Annotated in this window: 13 protein-coding genes and 1 riboswitch; of the genes, 4 read left to right on the top strand and 9 right to left on the bottom strand. The window is 70.7% G+C overall.

Features of this window, described 5'->3' with window-relative positions:
* Positions 1-7: 7 nt before the first annotated feature.
* The 3 genes from asnB to M878_RS59595 all read left to right on the top strand — a co-directional run bounded on the left by asnB (position 8) and on the right by M878_RS59595 (position 4,176).
* Entirely contained in the window at positions 8-1,834 is a 1,827-nt protein-coding gene (gene asnB, locus M878_RS59605; protein ID WP_023546032.1) for an asparagine synthase (glutamine-hydrolyzing), read from the top strand.
* A 12-nt stretch (positions 1,835-1,846) separates the two neighbouring features.
* Positions 1,847-3,097: a cytochrome P450 family protein gene (locus tag M878_RS59600; protein WP_023546031.1), complete on the top strand. Its 1,251-nt coding sequence runs from the start codon at positions 1,847-1,849 to the stop codon at positions 3,095-3,097.
* Positions 3,098-3,237: 140 nt separating this feature from the next.
* Complete coding sequence (locus M878_RS59595) at positions 3,238-4,176, top strand: L-tyrosine/L-tryptophan isonitrile synthase family protein (protein ID WP_023546030.1); 939 nt, start codon at positions 3,238-3,240, stop codon at positions 4,174-4,176.
* Between the two features lie 33 nt (positions 4,177-4,209).
* On the opposite strand, the gene nicT is transcribed toward M878_RS59595, so the two are convergent.
* From nicT to M878_RS59555, 8 genes are all read right to left on the bottom strand, one after another.
* Positions 4,210-5,319, bottom strand: coding sequence for a Nickel transporter NicT (gene nicT / locus M878_RS59590; RefSeq protein WP_023546029.1), 1,110 nt, complete (start codon positions 5,317-5,319; stop codon positions 4,210-4,212).
* Positions 5,320-5,345: 26 nt separating this feature from the next.
* Positions 5,346-5,533, bottom strand: a riboswitch (cobalamin riboswitch).
* A 243-nt stretch (positions 5,534-5,776) separates the two neighbouring features.
* Positions 5,777-6,607: a VTC domain-containing protein gene (locus tag M878_RS59585; protein ID WP_023546028.1), complete on the bottom strand. Its 831-nt coding sequence runs from the start codon at positions 6,605-6,607 to the stop codon at positions 5,777-5,779.
* Positions 6,604-7,239 (bottom strand): DUF4956 domain-containing protein, encoded by a 636-nt coding sequence (locus M878_RS59580; RefSeq protein WP_023546027.1) that lies wholly within the window; start codon positions 7,237-7,239, stop codon positions 6,604-6,606. Before M878_RS59580 ends, M878_RS59585 begins: the two co-directional genes overlap by 4 nt.
* A gap of 324 nt (positions 7,240-7,563) precedes the next feature.
* The gene (mgtA, locus tag M878_RS59575; protein WP_245238073.1) at positions 7,564-10,176 is read right to left on the bottom strand and encodes a magnesium-translocating P-type ATPase; all 2,613 of its coding nucleotides are present in this window, start codon (positions 10,174-10,176) and stop codon (positions 7,564-7,566) included.
* Positions 10,177-11,488: 1,312 nt separating this feature from the next.
* Positions 11,489-12,493, bottom strand: coding sequence for a methylmalonyl Co-A mutase-associated GTPase MeaB (gene meaB / locus M878_RS59570; RefSeq protein ID WP_023546025.1), 1,005 nt, complete (start codon positions 12,491-12,493; stop codon positions 11,489-11,491).
* A 7-nt stretch (positions 12,494-12,500) separates the two neighbouring features.
* Positions 12,501-14,675, bottom strand: a complete 2,175-nt coding sequence (gene scpA, locus M878_RS59565; protein ID WP_023546024.1) for a methylmalonyl-CoA mutase — start codon at positions 14,673-14,675, stop codon at positions 12,501-12,503.
* The gene (locus M878_RS59560) at positions 14,675-16,474 is read right to left on the bottom strand and encodes a methylmalonyl-CoA mutase family protein (protein WP_023546023.1); all 1,800 of its coding nucleotides are present in this window, start codon (positions 16,472-16,474) and stop codon (positions 14,675-14,677) included. Before M878_RS59560 ends, scpA begins: the two co-directional genes overlap by 1 nt.
* Positions 16,475-16,559: 85 nt before the next feature.
* A complete protein-coding gene (locus M878_RS59555) occupies positions 16,560-17,093 on the bottom strand; it encodes a MarR family winged helix-turn-helix transcriptional regulator (RefSeq protein ID WP_023546022.1) in 534 nt (177 codons plus the stop codon).
* Positions 17,094-17,236: 143 nt separating this feature from the next.
* On the opposite strand from M878_RS59555, the gene M878_RS59550 reads away from it, so the two are divergent.
* Positions 17,237-17,752 carry a YceI family protein gene (locus M878_RS59550; protein ID WP_023546021.1) on the top strand — a complete coding sequence of 172 codons (516 nt, stop codon included), beginning with the start codon at positions 17,237-17,239 and terminating at the stop codon, positions 17,750-17,752.
* Between the two features lie 34 nt (positions 17,753-17,786).
* Here the strand turns inward: M878_RS59550 and M878_RS59545 are convergent, their stop codons facing one another.
* Positions 17,787-19,544: a hypothetical protein gene (locus M878_RS59545; protein ID WP_425347894.1), complete on the bottom strand. Its 1,758-nt coding sequence runs from the start codon at positions 19,542-19,544 to the stop codon at positions 17,787-17,789.
* Positions 19,545-19,694: the final 150 nt, after the last annotated feature.

Genomic DNA, 19,694 nt, shown 5'->3' with positions numbered 1-19,694 from the left:
CACCCGTATGTGCGGAATCACCGGCTGGGCGAGCTTCCACCACGACGCCCGCACCCAGGCCCCGGTCATCGAGGCCATGACCGCCACCCTCACGCCCCGCGGCCCCGACGCCGGAGGGATCTGGCTCGGCGAACGCGCAGCGATCGGCCATCGCCGCCTGGCCGTCATCGACCTCGAAGGCGGCGTACAGCCGATGCCGGATCGTCCCGAGCAGCCGGACATCGTGCTCACCTACAGCGGCGAGGTCTACAACCACCACGCACTCCGGGCCGAGCTGTGTGGCCGGGGCCATGTGTTCCGCACGCGCAGCGACACCGAGGTGGTGCTGCGGGCCTACGCGGAGTGGGGCGAGGACGTCGCCGAGCACCTGGAGGGCATGTTCGCCTTCGCCGTCTGGGACGAGCGGGCGCAGCGGCTGCTGCTGGTGCGTGACCGGCTCGGCGTGAAGCCGTTGTTCTGGGCGCTCGTCGACGGCGGCCTGGCCTTCGCCTCCGAGCCCAAGGCACTGTTCGCCCACCCTGAGATCCGGCCCCGGGTGGCTGCCGACGGGCTGCGGGAGGCGTACAGCCTGCTGTTCAACACCGGGCCGACCGTGTGGTCCGGGGTACGGGAGGTTGAACCCGGGGGGCTGCTGGTCCTGGACCGGGACGGCATCCGCGAACGCCGCTACTGGCAGCTTGAGGCCAGGGACCACGGCGACGACCGGGAAACGACGGTGGAGCGGATCCGTGCGCTGGTCGGCGCGGCGGCCCGCAGCCAGCTGGAGGCCGACGTCCCCCTGTGCAGCCTGCTCTCCGGCGGCATCGACTCCACCGTCCTGACCGCGCTGCTCGCCGACGAACTACGGCTGCGGGAGGGCGCGGAGGCGAGGATCCGTTCGTACGCCGTCGACTACAGCGACCAGGCCGAACAGTTCACCGGCGACGTCCTGCGTACCGGCCACGACACCCCGTACGCCACCGAGGCCGGAGCCTTCATCGGCACCGACCACAGCACCGTCGTCCTCGACCCGCGTGCTCTGCTCGACCCCGAGCACCGCAAGGCGGTCGTCGTGGCGCGCGACTCGCCGATCGGGGTGGGCGACATGGACACCTCTCTTTATCTGCTGTTCGGCGAGATACGGCGGCACTCCACCGTCGCCCTGTCCGGCGAGGCGGCCGACGAGGTGTTCGGCGGCTACCCCTGGTTCCACAACCCCAAGGCGCTCGCCGCGCAGACCTTCCCCTGGCTGCTGGTCACCGGCGACGAGGCCGCCATGCCCCTCAACCCCGAACTCGACCTGCGCATCGGTGAGTTCCGCGACGACACCTACCGCAGCGCGCTGGCCGCCGTACCGCACATCGACGGCGAGAGCCCCGCCGAGCACCGGCAGCGCGAGATGCAGCACCTGTCCCTCACCCGCTGGCTGCGCCAACTCCTCCACCGCAAGGACCGGCTGAGCATGGCCCAAGGGCTGGAGGTGCGCGTTCCGTACTGCGACCACCGGCTCGTCGAGTACGCCTTCTCCACGCCCTGGGCGCTGAAGAGCTTCGACGGCCGCGAGAAAAGCCTGTTGCGCGCCGTCGGCACGAGCCTCGCCCCGGACTCGGTCCTGTACCGGCCCAAGAACCACTACCCGGCCACCCACCACCCCGACTACAACCGCGGCCTGCAGGACATGGCCCGCGACGCGCTCGCCCTCGAACAGGTCCGCGCCCTGGCCGACGAGACCCGGATCAAGCCCTGCCTGGACACCCCGCCCGACCGGCTGGAGTGGGGCCACCGCCTGCGCCTCGAACGCGTCGTCGACCTCGCCCTGTGGCTGGACCACCACCGCCCCGAACTCGCCCTCTGAGGAGCCCCGTTCATGACCGTCCAAGAGCCGCCGGCCGAGCTGCTGCCCGACCCGGTCCCGCTGATGGGCTGCCCCTACAAGGCCGACCCCTACCCCCTGTACGAGCAGATGCGCGAGGCCGGCCCGGTCCACCGCGTCCTCTTCCCCAGCGGCGTGCAAGCCTGGCTCGTTACCGGCTACGACGCCGCCCACGCCGCGCTGAACGACGAGCGCCTGGGCAAGAACCACGACCGCGGCAACGACCGCTGGCGCGCCCGTGCCTCGATCATGCCCGAGCCGCAGCACTCGCAGCTCCAGATGCACCTGCTCCACCAGGACCCGCCCAAGCACACGCGTATGCGGCGCTTCGTCACCGACGCCTTCACTCCACGTCGTATCGAGAGCCTGCGCCCTCGGTTCCAGGAACTGGCGGATGCGCTGATCGACACCCTGCCCGAAACCGGCCCGGCCGACCTCGTCACCGGCTTCGCCGCCCACTTCCCCTTCCAGGTACTCGCGGAGGTCATCGGGCTTCCCCAGGATCTGGCGGCTCGCTTCGACCGCGACTGGGGCAAGGTCGTCCAGCCGGTCGGCCCCACCGACCCGGGACGCCCGCTGTACGAGGCGCGGTTGCAAGGCCTGCAGAGCTACATCGCCGACGTCGTCGCCCACAAACGCGAACACTGGGACGACGACCTGCTCAGCCGCCTCGTCATGGCCCACGCCCGCCGTGAACTGTCCCAGGAAGAGCTGGACTCGATGATCTTCCAGCTCCTCGTCGCGGGCCAGGAACCGGTCACCAACCAGATCACCACGGCTCTGATCGCGCTCTTCCGTAACCCGGACCAACTGGCCCGGCTCCGCGACGAACCGGACCTGCTGCCGCGCGCGGTCGAGGAACTCCTCCGTTACGACAGTGCCTTCGAGCTGACCACCTGGCGCTTCTTCGACAAGGACAGCGACCTGCACGGTACCGAGGTCCCGGCCGGCGACTCCGTGATCGTGTCCCTGTGCGCCGCCAACCGTGACCCGCGCCGCTTCCCCGACCCCGACACCCTCGACCTCGACCGGAGCCCGAACCCCCACCTCGCCTTCGGCCACGGCATCCACTTCTGCCCCGGCGCAGCCCTCGCCCGCGCCGAACTCCAGATCGCCCTGGGCACCCTGCTCACGAGGCTGCCCGGCCTGCATCTCGCCATCAGGGTCGAGGACATCGAGTGGATCCCCGCCGTCCTCGGTCGCGGGACGAACAGCCTGCCCGTGGGCTACGACCGACGCTTCTGACATCGACGTATCGCTGACCGGGCCCGGCCACACCGGCCGGACCGGCCTCGGCTGACCCACACCCGCTGACCACTGGCGCCTGGCGTGCACTCCCGCCACGGCGCCATGTCGACATGCCCTCGTACTCCAGGAGGAACGACATGCACCTGACGACCGCGTCAGACGCCCTCCCCACCCGCATCGGCACCGAGATCCTCAACCTGCTCCTGCCGCATCACCGCACGACCGATCCGGCTCCCGTTCCCGCCCCTGCGGAAGCGTTCCCCCATCAGCTGCGCCGCATCGCCGACTTCGTACACGAGGGCGCCCCGGTCGTCCTCACCCTGCCCGCCTTCCCCTGTAAGTCCCCCAACCCCGCCAAGGTCCTCGGTCACCTCCCCGACCAGGGCGAACGCCTCTCCCTGACGTTCCTGAACACCCTGTGCACCGAGATCGAGCGGATCTACCCGCCCGGCGCCCGGGTGATCATCTGCTCCGACGGCCACGTCTTCGGTGACCTCATCCACGTCCCCGACCACCACATCGACGCGTACGCCGACGACCTACGCATACAGATAGCTCAACTGGGCCTGGACAGACTGTCCGTCTTCGACCTGCGCGACATCCTCGGCGACCTCCCGCACGACACGAAACGCGCCCACGTCCACGACCGCCACGCCCCCACGCTGGACGCTCTGCGTGCCGAGGCCCGTACCGACGACCAGACCCTCGCCCTCTACCGGGGCATCACGCGCTTCCTCGTCGAGGACACCGCCGACTGGACCGGCACCCGCTCCGCCCTGCAGCGCGCCTGCCGACAACGCGCCTACGGCGTCATCCAGCGCAGCCGCGCCTGGGGCGACCTGATCGCCGAGCACCACCCCCACGCCGTGCGCCTCTCGATCCACCCGCAACCCGTCGGCGCACCGAAATTCGGTATCCGCCTCCTTGACGCCCCCGACGCCTGGACCACCCCCTGGCACTCCGCCGCACTCCACCGCGCCGACGGCACCTGGACGCTCGTGCCCCGGGCGACGGCGGCTCGGCTGGGCCGGCTTGTCCAACGCGACGGCAGGCCCAGCCACTTCGAGCACAACTGATCAGGCGGGCGTCGCAGCGACGGCCACGAGCCGTCAGCCGGCGTCCGCGGCGCGGGCGCTCCAGCGCTCCTCCACCTTGGCCAGACGCCAGTAGGCGATGGCCACGGCCCAGACGACAACGAACAGGCCGACGATCACATAGCCGACGTTGTCCAGGTCCAGGCTCGCGATCCAGCCGGTGATGTCATCACTCAAGCCGAGCTTGTCATGCAGAACGCCGACCAGTTCGATCGTCCCGACGAAGAAGGCCACCGCGATGGACAGCCCGGTGATCGTGAGGTTGTAGAACACCTTGCGAACGGGGTTCGAGAACGCCCACTGGTAGGCGAAGTTCATGAACGTGCCGTCGAGGGTGTCGAACAGGCTCATGCCGGCCGCGAAGAGGAGGGGCAGGCACAGGACCGCGTACCAGGGGAGGCCGGCTGCGGCGCCGTTGCCGGCCAGGGCGAGGAGCAGGACCTCGGTCGTGGTGTCGAAGCCGATGCCGAAGACGAAGCCGAGAGGGAACATCTGGCCCGGTCGGCGGATCGACTTGGTGAGCCGGCCCAGGATGCGGTTCATGAAGCCGCGCGAGTCCAGGTGGGCTTCCAGTTCCGCCTCGTCGTAGCGTCCGGCGCGCATGGCCTTGAAGACGCGCCGGATGCCGAACAGGGCGACGAGGTTGAGAGCGGCGATGAGGTACAGGAAGCCGCCGGAGACCGTGGTGCCGACGGTGCCGAGGACCTGGTGGGTCCGGGAGCCGTCGTTCATCAGGGTGCCGGCCAGCTTGGCGCCCCCGGCCACCAGCACGGCCATGACGACCACCACGCTGGAGTGCCCGAGCGCGAACCAGAAGCCCACCGACACGGGCCGCTTGCCGTCGGCCATGAGCTTGCGGGTGGTGTTGTCGATCGCGGCGATGTGGTCGGCGTCGAAGGCGTGCCGCATGCCGAGGGTGTAGGCCGTGATGCCCAAGCCGACCCCGAACGCCTTGGACCCGACCTCATAGTGACGCGGGACCACGAGGAGGAACAGAATCCCGAAGGCGACCACGTGCAGAGCGACGATCACGGCCAGCAGGCCCGCGGTTCGGACGGTGTCCTCGCGGCGCCAGCGAAAGGACGGGACGGCGGCGGTTTCGGGCACGCCAGGGGACACGGTCATACGGTTCGCTCCAGCACCTCGTGGATCAGCTTCGTGCTGCCGTGGCCGGTCTCCTGGCTGACGGGTCATCGCGCCCGCCCCTGCCTTCCCGGCCGTGAGGCCAGTGGCAATGCATGGGGCGGGAACTCCCCGATCACAGTGGCGAGGGCCGCTCCGGACTGAGCCCCTGGGGCTGTCACCGGTCTTCCCGAACACCACGGCCTGCCTACCCTAGAAGGCGGCGAGTATCAGCTGCAAGGCTGCATAACCGATCGGAAATTGAGGTGGAAACTCCCCAATCGTGATGCAATAGCCCCGCGCCCCTCACCGGCGTCAGCCATGCCACACCGGGCGCACCCACGAGCGAAGATCCGCCCGGCAGGGCCCCGGTGTCCGGCCGGGAGGACGCACATCGCCTCCCGGCCGCAGGGCTATCCCGGCGGCGGGCGTTTCCCGCCGCCGGGCTTCCACCGGCCGTTCAGCACGTCGGCTCCGGAGCCGCCGCACCGAAAGCGCGGCGGGCGGTGCGACGCCATCGGTTGGCGGGTAGTGCGGGACGCAATGCGGCGAAGGCGCTGCAGTACTTGGTGAAGACGGCGGGGCGTATCCCGTGGGCGTGCAACAGGCGGTCCGCTTCGGTGAGATGCCCGGTGGTCTTGGTCTCGACGAGCACGAGGTCGTCCGTACACCGCACGGTGCGTCCGATGCGCAGGTCGTGGCAGACCAGTGCTGCGTCGCAGGTGATGCGCTCGCCGTCGGCCACGAAGGTGGCGCGCATGTAGTCGGTACTCAAGGACGGTTCAAGGGCCGCCGGAGCACCGATGCCGTACGCGGTACGCAGGGTGTCGGTGAGGAATCCCCGGCAGTCGGGGCCGAGCGGGGTGTCAGCTCCGGTCAGCGGGCATCGGCGTTTGACGGTGTCGCCGCGCGGCCCCTTGAGCTTGATCTCGAACTGCCGCTCTCCTGTGTCCTCGTAGACCCGTTCCCGGATCTTGAAGCGGCGTCGGCGGCCCTGCCGGTGGTCGTGGAAGGAGCGGAGCTCGGGGGTGTCGTAGTAGACGGAGTGGTAGCGGAAGGCACGCCGGCCGTCGATGGCGAGGGCGCGGTAGGGGCCCCCGGGCCGGTGCGGGTGGGTGAGCCGGCCGACGACGCGCAGGAAGGTGTCCGCGGGCACGAGGTAGCTGTGGTCGAAGCGGGCGAGGAGGGATGCCCGTTCGTTGAGCTCGTCGAGCGAGACGGGGCCGGCGCCGTGGGCGGCGTCGCCGATGGCGCGGACCGCGGCGGCGGCGCGGACCGGTGCGGTGGTCATGCGGTTTCCCAGGCGGGCGTGGTCCGGGGGGCGGGTCCGGCGGCGGGCGCGGAGCCCCGGCCGGCCGGGGCCGCTGCGCTCTCGCGGTAGCGGACGTCGACGACGGTGAGGTCCCGGACGAAGTCGACTTCCATGACTGTCCAGTGGAGGGGCTCACCCAGGCGCCGTACGAGGTCGGCGTGGAGGACGGCCGGGTCCTCGTGGACGGCGTCGAGGGTGACGACGGCGCGCCGGGTGCCGGCGAGGAGGCGGGGGCTGTCGGCTGCCCAGACGATGAGGAGCAGGGTGGCACACAGCCCGGCGGTGAGCGCGAACGGCAGCCTCGGCAGTCCGCAGAGCAGGCCGAGGACCAGGGTGGTGAAGTAGTAGGCGACTTCTTGGTGTTGCACGGCGTCGGAGCGGAGTCTGACGATCGAGAGCACGCCGAAGAGACCGAAGCCCAGGGCCGCTCCCCCGCCGCCGCGCACCTCGGCGAGGGCGGTGACGACGGTGAAGAGGCCGGTGTTCAGGGCGAGATAGGCCGGCACGAGGTCGCGCCGACGGTGGCGCGGATAGTAGATGGCGAAGGTCAGCACGCCGACGGCGGCGAGGTCGAGCCCGAAGTGGGCGGCGAGATGCCGTAACGACTCCATGACTGCACTCCCTGTAGGTACGGACGCTGGAAGGCCCCGAAGAACCGGAACGAGAGACAGACGATAGGTAAACGCATGGCGAACGTGCTTTCGCTTGTGGAGAAACGATGCGCCTCCTTGATGGCCCCCGGCCCTAACTGACCGGAAGCACATACCTCCTGTCGCATTCGCCCCTCTTGCCGACCGGCTCCGACGCTCCACCGCCGGGCAAGAGAAGCCAACGACGGTGCAGTGTTCCGCCGCCGAACTCGCAACCCGCATCACCTGACGCGACGCATAGCGTCAGGCAGCACTGGGGGAGGCGGAACGCTACGCCCGGGCAGCTCACCCGACCCCGCCGGTCGTGTGCGGTCTGCTCGCGGGCAGACGACCGATGGATCTCGGTTGCCGCAGTCGGGTGGTGGTGCTGAACCGGGCTGCGCGGCGGCGCAGGTGCCGGTGGCCGAGGGCTGGTCGGGGCCGGGCCGGTGCACGCGCGGTCCGGTAGAAGATCCGCTTGCCGATCTCGACGAGGACAAGGTAGACGGCGACCATGGCGGCCACTGCGGCGAAGAAACCGGTCGGAAGGAGCCGGAAGCCGAGGACATGGGCCAGTGGAGTGGCCGGAAGGACGGTGCCGAGGGCGACGACTCCCAGCGCGGTCGACGCCAGCGGAAGGCTGGGGTGGCTGCGCCAGAAGGGGATGCGGCGGGTCCGGATGGCGAAGATCACCAGGGTCTGCGTGGCGAGGGACTCCACGAACCAGCCGGTGTGGAACTGTGCCGGGCCGGCGTGGAAGACCCACAGCATCACCGCGAAGGTCACGAAGTCGAACAGCGAGCTGATCGGTCCGAAGCACACCATGAAGCGCCGGATGAAGGCGATGTCCCAGTGCGCCGGGCGGCGCACCTGCTCCTCGTCGACCTCGTCGGTGGGGATGGTGAGCTGGCTGCTGTCGTACAGAAGGTTGTTGAGCAGGATCTGAGAGGGCAGCATCGGCAGGAACGGCAGGAACAGGGAGGCGCCGGCCGCGCTGAACATGTTGCCGAAGTTGCTGGACGTACCCATCAGCACGTACTTGATGGTGTTGGCGAAGATCCGCCGCCCCTCGGCGACGCCGTCCGCCAGGACCCCGAGGTCCTTCTCCAGAAGGATCACGTCGGCCGCGTCCTTGGCCACGTCGGTGGCTGAATCCACCGAGATTCCCACGTCGGCGGCGTGGAGTGCGAGGGCGTCGTTGACGCCGTCGCCGAGGAAGGCGACATCGCCGCCGGTCCGCCGCTGGCTGCGGACGATGCGGGCCTTGTGCTCCGGGCTGACCCGGGCGAACACGGTGGTGTGCCGGAGGGCGGCGGTGAGCTGCTCGTCGTCCATGGTGTCCAGGTCGGTCCCGGTCAGGATGCCGACGTCATTCAGCCCCAGGTCGTGGCAGACCTTGGCGGCCACCGCGGGGTTGTCCCCGGTGACGATCTTCACCGTGATGCCCAGCGCGTCCAGCCGTCCCAGTGCCTCGGCGGCGTCGGGTTTGGGCGGATCGAGGAAGACCAGCAGACCGGCCAGGCGGAGGTCGTGCTCGTCGGCGGCTGTGAGGGTGGGGGTGGCCTGGGCGGGACGGGTCGCCACGGCCACGACGCGGTTGGCGGCGGCGAACTCGGCATCCAACGCCTGACGTGCCGCCTCGGGCACCTCCACGCAGCGTTCCAGCACCGCCTCGGGGGCGCCTTTGGTGATCAGCGTGGTCGCGCCGTCGGGGTCGGTGACCATGACGGAGACCATCCGCCGGTCGTGGTCGAAGGGCAGGACGCCGATGCGCTTGAAGCCGCAGAGTGCCGAGCGCTGGAAGGCGGCGGGGGAGTCCCACAGGGCCTCGTCGAGCGGGTTGCCGCCCACCGGCCGGCCCTGGTCGTCCACCTGCGTCTCGGTGCACAGCAGCCCGAGGTGCAGCGCCTCCTCCGGCGACGTGCCGCCGACGGGCACGGCGCGCATGAAGTCGATGCGGCCATGCGTCAGCGTCCCGGTCTTGTCGGTGAACAGCACGTCGACGTCGCCGAGGTCCTCAATGCACACCAGGCGCTTGACCAGCACCTTGCGTCGGCTCATTCGCCGGGAGCCCGCGGCCAGGCTGGTCGAGACCACGGCGGGCAGCAGCTGCGGAGTGATGCCGACCGCGATGGCCAGGGAGAACAGCAGCGCGTCGATCAGCGGTTTGTGCAGTGCGACGTTGATGACGAAGATCGACGTGGTCAGTGCCCCGGCGACGTACACCAGCAGCATCGAGAACCGGCGCAGCCCCACCTGGAACTCGGTCTCCAGCTGGTGGCCGCTCAGCCCGGCGGCGATTTTTCCGAATTCGGCCTCGGCACCGGTGGCGACCACCACCCCACGCCCGCTTCCAGAGTGCACCACGGTACCCATCAGGGCGCATCCGGACAGCTCCGCGAGCGCCGTGCCGGCCGGCACAGGGGCGGTGTCTTTGGCGACCGGCAGCGACTCGCCGGTCAGTACCGACTCGCTGCACTCCAGTCCCGTGGCCTGAAGCAGCCGCAGATCGGCGGGGACGATGTCGCCCAGCCGCAACTCCACCACATCGCCCGGAACCAGGCGGGTGACCTCCACCTCCTGCGGACGGCCGTCGCGCAGCACGACCGCCCGGTGGCGGATCTTCGCGTGCAGTGACTGGGCGGTCTTCTCTGCCCGGTACTCGTTGAGGAAGCCGAGGCCGACGGACAGCGCCACGATCACCCCGATGATCAGGGCATCGCTGCGCTCACCGGCGAAGTAGGAGATGACGGCGGCGGCCAGCAGCAGGCCCAGAAGCGGGGACCGTAGCTGGTGCCACACGACGAGCCAGGCCCGGGCCCGGTGCGAGTGAACCGCGTTGGGCCCCCAGCGCCTCAGCCGCTGTTCCGCCTCGTCCGACGACAGACCGTCGCCGGTCACCCCCAGATCGCGAAGCACCCCCGCAGTGGGCCGGGCCGCGGCTGTGGCGGCACACCCCGCAGTCACCGGCCGCGCCGCGACAGTGGTCACGATCACCGACCGCCTCTCGTGTCCCTGTCCGCTCCCACAGCGGGCCGCGCCCACGCCGCGCCCGGCCCCGAGAGGCCGACACGCACCGACAGACTGACCCTGGCTACGGGGTACCGACGCGCAGATACGGGTGTCACGGCTCCACCTTCGGTCCGGTGCCGTCCCTGTCCCAAGGGGCCATCCGGGCCCTGTTTCCGGGACCTGCGTCGCAGCACTCCGCCATCGGCCGCATGCACCACTAGTCTGACTCGGACACTCCCGCCGACCGCCCGGTCGTCGGCGTCGACCACCGGTCCCGCGCCGACGTGCTCGCGCGCTGGCCGGCGTGCGACGTCGCGGTACGACAGGTCGTCTTCATGGACACGGCGGGCACGTCCGTCACGGTTCCAAACCAAGGAGAGCCTCAGGCTCGGCGGGCGGCTGCGGCGGCCGCTCCTCGGCCTCCGGCTGCGCCTTCGGGACCGGACCCGGGGCAGCCCTCGGTGCTGGGCTCGTGGGTGCGGCCGGACCTGCCGGGGCCGACGCTCGGTACCAGCATGGTCGGCCGGTCGGCTGGTCCTCGGGAAGTGTCCGGTGGCCGTCGGCGTCGAACGGCCACCGGACAGGCGTAGGGATCGACCTTCGACAACTCACGCAGAGCCTCGCGTCCGGCCGGCGGATCCGGTGGAGTACTCAACGGGCCGTGGAGCGGGTCGAGCCGTGCCGCATGCTCATCGGCCCACTCCAGCCATTCCAGCCCGTCCGCCTGGACGTCAAGAACCGGCGTGCGGCCCCCGGAGACTTCGGGCGGCTGTCTCAGTGCCGGAGGCGAGAACCGTGAGGAGCAGACCTCCTGGAGCGGGTCTTCCCCGGGTACGAGACGCCAGATGACCTTCCTGCGCCCCGGCCAGGTGGCGCTCGTGCGTCGCAGCTGGTCGGGACCGGCGCGCATCAGCGGGCCGGCGGGAACCGGCAAGACGGTGGTCGGCCTGCATCGCGCGGTATATCTGGCCGAGCGCACCACCAGGCGCATCCTGTACGTCACGTTCGCCGACAACCTGCCTCGTGTGCAGGGCACCTTCCTGAAGACCACCGCGAGCACGGCGCGAGGTCCGCCTCCATGGCGACAAGGCGGAGACCGCCTTCAGCCTGGCGTGGAAACGCACTGGTCGCGGCAGCCTCCTCGCAGAGATCGATCCCTCGCCGAGCTACTGGCGCGAGGAGACCGACCGTGTCATCAAGGGCCGGGGCCTCGCCTCTTTCAAGCCCCGGCCCCAGGAGGTGTACGTCCCTCGAACGCCGCCAGGATGCGTTCCGCAGCCAGCGTCGCGGTCAACTCCCCCTGCCTGACCTGCCGTTCGAGGTCCGGGGCCACCTCACGTACCGCCGGGGCGGTGTGCAGGCGGTCGAGGAGTTCGTCGCGGACCATCGCCCAGGTCCAGCCGACCTGCTGGTCGCGCCGCTTGGCGGTCAGCCGGCCGGCGGAGTCGAGCAGCGCACGGTGCTGTTCGAGGCGCTCCCAGACCAGTTCCAGGCCGGTCGAGTCCCGGGCGCTGCAACTGAGCACCGGCGCAGTCCAGAAGGCGTCCTTGCCGTGCATCAGCCGCAGCGCGCCCGCCAGTTCGCGGGCGGCCGCCTTCGCGTCCCGCTCGTGCGGGCCGTCCGCCTTGTTGACGGCGATCACGTCGGCCAGCTCCAGGACGCCCTTCTTGATGCCCTGCAGCTGGTCGCCGGTGCGGGCCAGGGTCAGCAGGAGGAAGGAGTCGACCATGTCGGCCACCGCGGTCTCCGACTGGCCCACGCCGACGGTCTCCACGAGGACCACGTCGTAGCCCGCCGCCTCCATGACCACCATCGACTCGCGCGTCGCCTTCGCGACCCCGCCGAGCGTGCCCGCGCTGGGGGAGGGGCGCACGAAGGCCGCCGGGTCCACCGACAGGCGTTCCATCCTCGTCTTGTCGCCCAGGATGGAGCCGCCGGTACGGGTCGAGGACGGGTCCACGGCGAGGACGGCGACCCGGTGGCCCAGCGAGGTCAGCAGCGTGCCGAACGCGTCGATGAACGTCGACTTGCCGACACCCGGCACCCCGCTCACGCCGATCCGCCGCGCCCGGCCGCTGTGCGGCAGGAGCTGTGTCAGCAACTCCTGTGCCAGCGCCCGGTGCTGGGCGCGGGTGGACTCGACGAGCGTGATCGCGCGGGCCACGATCGCCCGCTTTCCGTCGAGCACACCCTTCACATAGGCGTCGAGATCGATCGCTGCCATCGGCGCCCTACAGCTCGTGGCCGAGGTCGGCCGACAGCCGCTTCACCAGGTCGTACGCCGCGTCCGGGATCACCGTCCCGGGCGGGAACACGGCCGTGGCGCCCATCTCCAGCAGCGTCGGCACGTCCTGCGGCGGGATCACCCCGCCGACCACGATCATGATGTCCTCGCGGCCCTCCTCGGCCAGCTGCTCGCGCAGCGCCGGTACGAGAGTCAGATGGCCCGCCGCGAGTGAGGACACTCCGACCACGTGCACATCCGCCTCGACCGCCTGCCGGGCGACCTCCTCCGGCGTCTGGAACAGCGGGCCGACGTCGACGTCGAAGCCGAGGTCGGCGAAGGCAGTCGCGATCACCTTCTGGCCGCGGTCGTGGCCGTCCTGGCCCATCTTGGCGACCAGGATGCGCGGCCGGCGCCCCTCGGCCTCCTCGAAGGCGTCCACCAGGGCACGGGTGCGGTCCACGTTCGGGGACTGGCCTGCTTCGTTGCGGTACACGCCGGAAATCGTACGGATCTGGCTCGCGTGCCGGCCGTACACCTTCTCCAGGGCGTCGGAGATCTCGCCGACGGTCGCCTTGGCGCGGGCCGCGTGCACGGCCAGCTCCAGCAGGTTCTCCTTGCCGTCGGCCGCCCGCGTGAGCGCGTCCAGGGCGTCCCGGCAGGCCTGCTCGTCCCGCTCCTCCCGCAGCCGCCGCAGCTTCTCGATCTGCTGCGCGCGTACGGCGGAGTTGTCGACCTTGAGGACCTCGATCTGCTCGTCGCTGTCCACGCGGTACTTGTTGACGCCGATCACCGGCTGCCGGCCGGAGTCGATGCGCGCCTGCGTACGGGCCGCCGCCTCCTCCACGCGCAGCTTCGGGATGCCCGCGTCGATGGCCTGCGCCATACCGCCCGCCTGCTCGACCTCCTGGATGTGCGCCCAGGCCTTGCGGGCGAGGTCGTACGTCAGCTTCTCCACGTAGGCGCTGCCGCCCCACGGGTCGATGACCCGGGTGGTGCCCGACTCCTGCTGGATGAGCAGCTGGGTGTTGCGGGCGATGCGCGCGGAGAAGTCGGTCGGCAGGGCGAGTGCCTCGTCGAGGGCGTTGGTGTGCAGCGACTGGGTGTGGCCCTGGGTTGCCGCCATCGCCTCCACGGCCGTACGCGTGACGTTGTTGAACACGTCCTGCGCGGTCAGCGACCAGCCCGAGGTCTGCGAATGGGTGCGCAGGGACAGGGACTTGGTGTTCTTGGGCTCGAACTGCGAGACCAGCTTGGCCCACAGGAGCCGGGCCGCCCGCAACTTGGCGATCTCCATGAAGAAGTTCATGCCGATCGCCCAGAAGAAGGACAGACGCGGTGCGAAGGCGTCCACGTCCAGGCCCGCCTCCCGGCCCGCGCGGATGTACTCGACGCCGTCCGCGAGCGTGTACGCCAGCTCCAGGTCGGCCGTCGCGCCGGCCTCCTGGATGTGGTAGCCGGAGATGGAGATCGAGTTGTAGCGGGGCATCCGCTGTGAGGTGTAGGCGAAGATGTCGGAGATGATCCGCATCGACGGCTTCGGCGGATAGATGTAGGTGTTGCGGACCATGAACTCCTTCAGAATGTCGTTCTGAATGGTTCCGGCCAGCTTCTCGGGCGGTACGCCCTGCTCCTCCGCCGCCACGATGTACAGCGCGAGCACCGGCAGCACGGCGCCGTTCATCGTCATCGACACGGTCATCTTGTCCAGCGGGATGCCGTCGAACAGCTGCCGCATGTCGTAGATCGAGTCGATGGCCACGCCCGCCATGCCGACGTCACCGGTCACGCGCGGGTGGTCGCTGTCGTAGCCCCGGTGCGTGGGCAGGTCGAAGGCGACCGACAGGCCCTTCTGGCCGGCCGCCAGGTTGCGCCGGTAGAACGCGTTGGACTCCTCGGCGGTGGAGAAGCCCGCGTACTGGCGGATGGTCCAGGGCTGGTTGACGTACATCGTCGGGTAGGGCCCGCGCAGATACGGCGCGATGCCCGGGTAGGTGCCCAGGAAGTCCAGGCCCTCCAGGTCACGGCCGGTGTACAGCGGCTTGACCGGGATGCCCTCCGGGGTCTCCCACAGCGGCTCTTCGCTCCCGGTCGCCCGCTCGACGGCCGCCCGCCATTCCTCGGCACTGCCGTCGGCGGCCGGCGTCCCCAGCTCGATGCCGGAGAAGTCGGGGATTCCCATCAGGACACTCCCATGCGGTCGAGGGTCGCGGACAGGACGTCTGTGGCGTCGCAACCCGCGAAGACGTACGAGTCGATGCCGGCGTAGTCGCCCCGGCCCGCGAGGGACACATGGCGGGCGCCCGCCGCGCGCAGCGACTCGGCGGTCTGCGTGGCCTGTTCGGCGTACAGGGCGTCGCTGGAGCACAGCACGGCTTCGGTGGCACCGCTGTCCGCGAAGCTCCCCTCGGTGACCGGCTCGATGCCGCCCGCCTGGAAGAGGTTGGCGGCGAACGTGGCGCGCGCGGTGTAGTCGGCGGCCGAGCCCAGCGTGGCGAGGAAGATCCGGGGGCGGGAGCCGGTCGCCGCGAGGTGGGCGTCGGAGCGGGCGCGCAACTCCTCGTACGCCTCGTCCCGGCGCACCCGCGGCAGCCCGCCGGACGGCGGCTCGGGCGCGGGCGCACGCTCCACCGGCTTCTCGGCGAGCAGCGGGAACTCACTGACACCGGTGATGGGTTCACGCCGCTTGGCGAGCTTCTTGGAGCGCTCCGCCCAGGTCGTCGCGAGGTCGGTGCGCAGCCGGCCGGAGCGCAGGGCGGCCGCCTGGCCGCCGTCGCGCTCGATCGACCGGAAGAACTCCCAGGCGGCCTGGGAGAGTTCGTCGGTGAGCCGCTCGACGTACCAGGAGCCGCCCGCGGGGTCGATGACCCGGGCCAGGTGGGACTCCTCGATGAGGATCGTGGAGGTGTTGCGCGCGATACGGCGGGCGAACGCGTCGGGCAGGCCCAGCGCGTGGTCGAACGGCAGCACGGTCACGGAGTCGGCACCGCCGACCCCGGCGGCGAGCGTGGCCACCGTCGTGCGGAGCATGTTCACCCACGGGTCGCGGCGGCTCATCATCACCGGCGAGGTCACCGCGTGCTGCACCTGCGCACCCGGGGCCCCGCAGACCTCGGCGACGCGGGCCCACAGCCGGCGCGCGGCGCGCAGCTTGGCGACGGTCAGGAACTGGTCGGCGGTGGCCGCGTAGCGGAACTCCAGCTGCGCGGCGGCCTGTTCGACGCTCAGCCCCGCCTCGGTCAGCTCGCGCAGATACGCCACACCGGTGGCGAGCGAGGCGCCCAGCTCCTGCGCGGCCGAGCCGCCCGCCTCGTGGTACGGCAGCGCGTCGACGGTGAGGGCGCGCAGACCCGGGTACCGCTCGGCGCAGCTCGCGGCCAGCGCGGCGTACGGCGCGAAGTCCAGGGCGGTGCCGGTACGGGCCTCGTACCCCAGTGGGTCGCCGCCCAGATTGCCGCGTACGGCTGTGGCGTCCACGCCCTTGTCGGCGTACAGCCGCAACAGCGCCTCGGCGGCCCGCTCGGTGTCCCGGCCCGCGTCCAGGACGACCGGCGCCAGGTCGAGATAGACGCCCTCCAGCGCCCGGCCCAGCCCCTCGACCGGGAAGCCGCCCTCGCCCAGCACGAGCCACAGCGAGGTGCCGCCGTTCTCCAGGTCGGCCAGCACGGCGCCGTCGGCGAGGGCGGTGTGCCGCTGCCGTACGTCCCAGCCGCCCGCGGTGTTGCCCTCGGGGCGGCCGCCGCGCACATACGGGGCGAAGCCGGGCAGGCCGGGGTCGGGTGCGTCATCGCGCGCTGTGTAGAGGGGCCGGGTGCGCAGCCCGTCCTCCAGCGTCGTGGACAGGGCGTCCTCAGCTGCCGAGCCCGAGACTTCCTTGCCCGACTTGCGCAGCACACCCTCGACCAGGCGTTGCCACTGCTCATGCGTCGTGTCAGGGAACTCGGCGGCCAGTGAGAGCCCGTCGTCAGGCAGGACCGTCATGGCTCGGATGCTAGGGCAGGCCGGTTAAGCCGGTCATGACAATCGCCTGTGAGGTTTCTCCACTTGCGCTTGTGATCTGCGCCGCTCAGTCGCCGGACGGCTCTGTTTCCAGGTCCGGTCGGTCGCCGGCGGGCTCGGTCTCCAGGTCCGGCAGCAGCGCGCACATGGCGGCGCGCTGTTCGTCGCCCATCGAGTCGGCGAGTGCCTGCCGGACGGTTGTGGCGAGCAGGGCGGAGGTCTCGCCCAGCAGCTCGCGTGCCTTGTCGGTGAGGGCGACCTGCACGCCGCGCTTGTCGCCGCACACGGAGGTGCGGGTGACGAGACCGGACCGCTGGAGGCAGGCGATCTGGTAGGTGAGCCGGGTCTTGGGGCGGCCGAGGAGGTCGGCGACCTGGGTCATGCGCAGTCCGGTGCGGGGCTGTTCCGCCAGCAGGCACAGGATCAGGAACTCGTCGTGGGAGACGTCGAGGGTCTCCTTCACGACCGAGCGCAGCCGCTGTTCGACGGCGCCCGTCGCGGCCAGCAGGACCATCCACGCGCGCAGCTCGGCGGGCAGCAGCCCGCTCCCCGCGGCGGGGCAGACGAACTGGTCGGCGGGGTGCGTGTCGGGTGCGGACATGCGTCGAGTCTACCTGTGGTCCAAATTTGGACGAGATAATTGTTCAAGTTTGGATAAGCGGGTTGTTCAAATTTGGATGAGGGGCTAGCGTGGGCCCGGATGAGGTCATCCAAATTTGAATCACTCGATCCGGGAGTACGACCATGACCGTCGCCGTGGAAACAGGCACCTGGCAGCTCGACCCGACCGCGTCCACCGTGGGGCTGCGGCACAAGACCATGTGGGGCCTGGTCACCGTGAAGGGCGCGTTCACCACCGTCACCGGCACGGGCGAGGTCAGGCCCGACGGCTCGGCCATCGGCACGGTGACCCTGGACGCCGCCTCCCTGGACACGAAGCACGCCAAGCGGGACACCCATCTGCGCTCGGCCGACTTCTTCGACGCCGACAACCACCCGGAGATCACCTTCGCCGTCCGCGGTGCCGACCGCCTCGACGGCGACGGTGTCCGCGTCACCGGTCAGCTGACCGTCCGCGGCATCAGCAGGCCGGTGACCCTCACCGCGCGCCTGACCGGCGCGACCGCCGACGCGCTCACCCTGGAAGCCGAGTTCAGCGTGGACCGCGAGCAGTTCGGCATGGGCTGGAACCAGCTGGGCATGATGCGCGGCCTGACCACCGTGACGGCCGCGCTGCGCTTCACCCGTACGAAAGCCTGACGTCAGCCCTGGCTAGGCCTCACGTCAGCCATGGCTAGCCGTCGAGCTCGGCCCGCTTCACATCCCGTGTGGACAGCGTCTGCGGGGCCGCCGTGAACGCGCGCAGCCGCATCCGGGTTCCCTTGTTCGCCGGCACCGTGAACTTGCCGGACGGCGCCCGGAGTTCGACGGTCGCCGTGGTGTGCGCGGGGATCGTGGCCGGGCCGTGCACCTGCGACCAGTACCGGTTCATGCCCTGACCGGTGGTGATCATGTAGTACGGGGTGAGCGCGGAGTCGCCCGTGTTGGTCACCTTCAGGGTCATCGTGGAGACCGTGCCCGCCGAGGGGTGCCGGACCGCCGTGATGTCCATCGACAGCGGCGGTCTGCCCGTCACCGCGAGGGTCGCACTCACCAGCGCGGGCAGCACCAGCAGCGCCACGGCCCCGACCAGGGCGGGCCGGCGGCGCCGTCCCGTGAGCCGGCGGGGCCGCGGCTGCCACGCCTGGGAGAAGTCCGACAGGGGCACGGTGATCGCCGCCGCCAGCCACAGCGGCGTCATCATCAGGTAGTAACCGTCCTGGGACCGGGTCGCCAGGTAGAAGGCACACCAGGGCAGCACGGTCGCGGCCGGGCCCAGCCGCCGTACGAAGAGCACGAACAGCGCCAGCAGGGCCGCGGCGAGCAGCATGCTCGCGTGGCTGTACCAGTCGAGCCGGTCACTGCCGTCGGTGAAGTACAGGGAGATGCCCACCAGGCCCTGGCCGTGCAGCACCGCGCCCTGCGTCAGCGGCAGCGCGATGCCCTCCAGCCACGGACCCGGCTCGCTCACCACGAAGTAGGCGTTGATCAGCAACCAGGTGAGGACCGCGATCCCGGCGATCCGCAGCACCACCCGCGCGGCCTCGCGCCCGCCCAGCTCGCCACGGCGCACGGCGTAGATACCGGCCAGCAGGAACGGAGTGACGAACCACGGCAGCTGCTGCGCCGCGCACGCGGCGCCGAGGCACGCGGCCCGCGCGATCCCGGCGGCGGCCAGCCGGCCCCCGGCACCGAACCGCGTCCAGCGCACGACCACCGGCACCAGCAGGACCAGGCCGACGATCGCCGGATAGCCCTGACGTGCGTACATCGGCAGAAAACTGAAGCCCAGGCAGAGCATGGTGGCCGCGGAGCGCCACGGCGCAGGCAGCAGCCGCCACAGGACGACCGTGCCGACGATCAGCACGACGGTCACCGCCGCCGTCGCCGGGGCACCGTTGTGGCCGAGCCACAGGAAGGGCGCGGTGAGCAGCGGCGTCAGCGGGGGATAGCCGTAGGTGAAGTCGTAGCCGCCGGTGGTCGTCGCCGTCAGTGCGACGCCCTTGAGGCGGAAGAGCCACGGCCAGGCGTGGTCGTACACCTGGTGCCCGTGGACCATCTCCTTCGCGGCCTGCGTGGTCAGCACCGCCTCGTCGCCGCCCGTGTGGTTCAGCGCCCAGGTGCACAGGGTGAGCGCGATCGCGGTCACGAGCACGATCACGTCCAGCCGGGCCAGCGAGCGCGCCCGGCGGACCGTCAGCGTGAGCACGCCGGTCACCAGGATCGACGCGTAGCAGACGGAGATGACAGCCGCGAGGGCCAGACGATGTGTGGCCGCCTGCGTCCACACCGTGCGGGTGCCGATGAACAGGCTCACATCGGCGAGCAGCGTCAGTACGCGATGCCACTGCGCGGGAGCCCCGTGAACCTCGGCCCGGGCGACCGGGACGGCGGACACCGCCGACTGCGTCCGCCGGCCGGGTGTCACCTGCTGTGTTTCTGCCAAGTGCACGGGACCGGACGCTAGCGGCGGCGGATGGCCGACAAGTGGCCCGGGGTCAAGAGGACGGTATGAGAGAGGTAAGAGGCGATCTTTATTCGCGCATGTGCCGCAGGTCACTGACACTCCGGACGGCTTGGCACCGGATCGGTCGCGCAGTGT

The sequence above is a fragment of the Streptomyces roseochromogenus subsp. oscitans DS 12.976 genome (genome assembly GCF_000497445.1).
GTDB lineage: Bacteria > Actinomycetota > Actinomycetes > Streptomycetales > Streptomycetaceae > Streptomyces > Streptomyces oscitans.
Note: the sequence above shows the minus strand (reverse complement) of the source record. Positions and strands in the feature narration are given on the sequence as shown.

Bases quoted from the DNA above. Each gene is read 5' to 3' on its own strand.
- asnB (WP_023546032.1), top strand. From the start codon at position 8: ATGTGCGGAATCACCGGCTGGGCGAGCTTCCACCACGACGCCCGCACC.
- M878_RS59600 (WP_023546031.1), top strand. From the start codon at position 1,847: ATGACCGTCCAAGAGCCGCCGGCCGAGCTGCTGCCCGACCCGGTCCCG.
- M878_RS59595 (WP_023546030.1), top strand. From the start codon at position 3,238: ATGCACCTGACGACCGCGTCAGACGCCCTCCCCACCCGCATCGGCACC.
- nicT (WP_023546029.1), bottom strand. From the start codon at position 5,319: ATGACCGTGTCCCCTGGCGTGCCCGAAACCGCCGCCGTCCCGTCCTTT.
- M878_RS59585 (WP_023546028.1), bottom strand. From the start codon at position 6,607: ATGACCACCGCACCGGTCCGCGCCGCCGCCGCGGTCCGCGCCATCGGC.
- M878_RS59580 (WP_023546027.1), bottom strand. From the start codon at position 7,239: ATGGAGTCGTTACGGCATCTCGCCGCCCACTTCGGGCTCGACCTCGCC.
- meaB (WP_023546025.1), bottom strand. From the start codon at position 12,493: ATGGCAGCGATCGATCTCGACGCCTATGTGAAGGGTGTGCTCGACGGA.
- scpA (WP_023546024.1), bottom strand. From the start codon at position 14,675: ATGGGAATCCCCGACTTCTCCGGCATCGAGCTGGGGACGCCGGCCGCC.
- M878_RS59560 (WP_023546023.1), bottom strand. From the start codon at position 16,474: ATGACGGTCCTGCCTGACGACGGGCTCTCACTGGCCGCCGAGTTCCCT.
- M878_RS59555 (WP_023546022.1), bottom strand. From the start codon at position 17,093: ATGTCCGCACCCGACACGCACCCCGCCGACCAGTTCGTCTGCCCCGCC.
- M878_RS59550 (WP_023546021.1), top strand. From the start codon at position 17,237: ATGACCGTCGCCGTGGAAACAGGCACCTGGCAGCTCGACCCGACCGCG.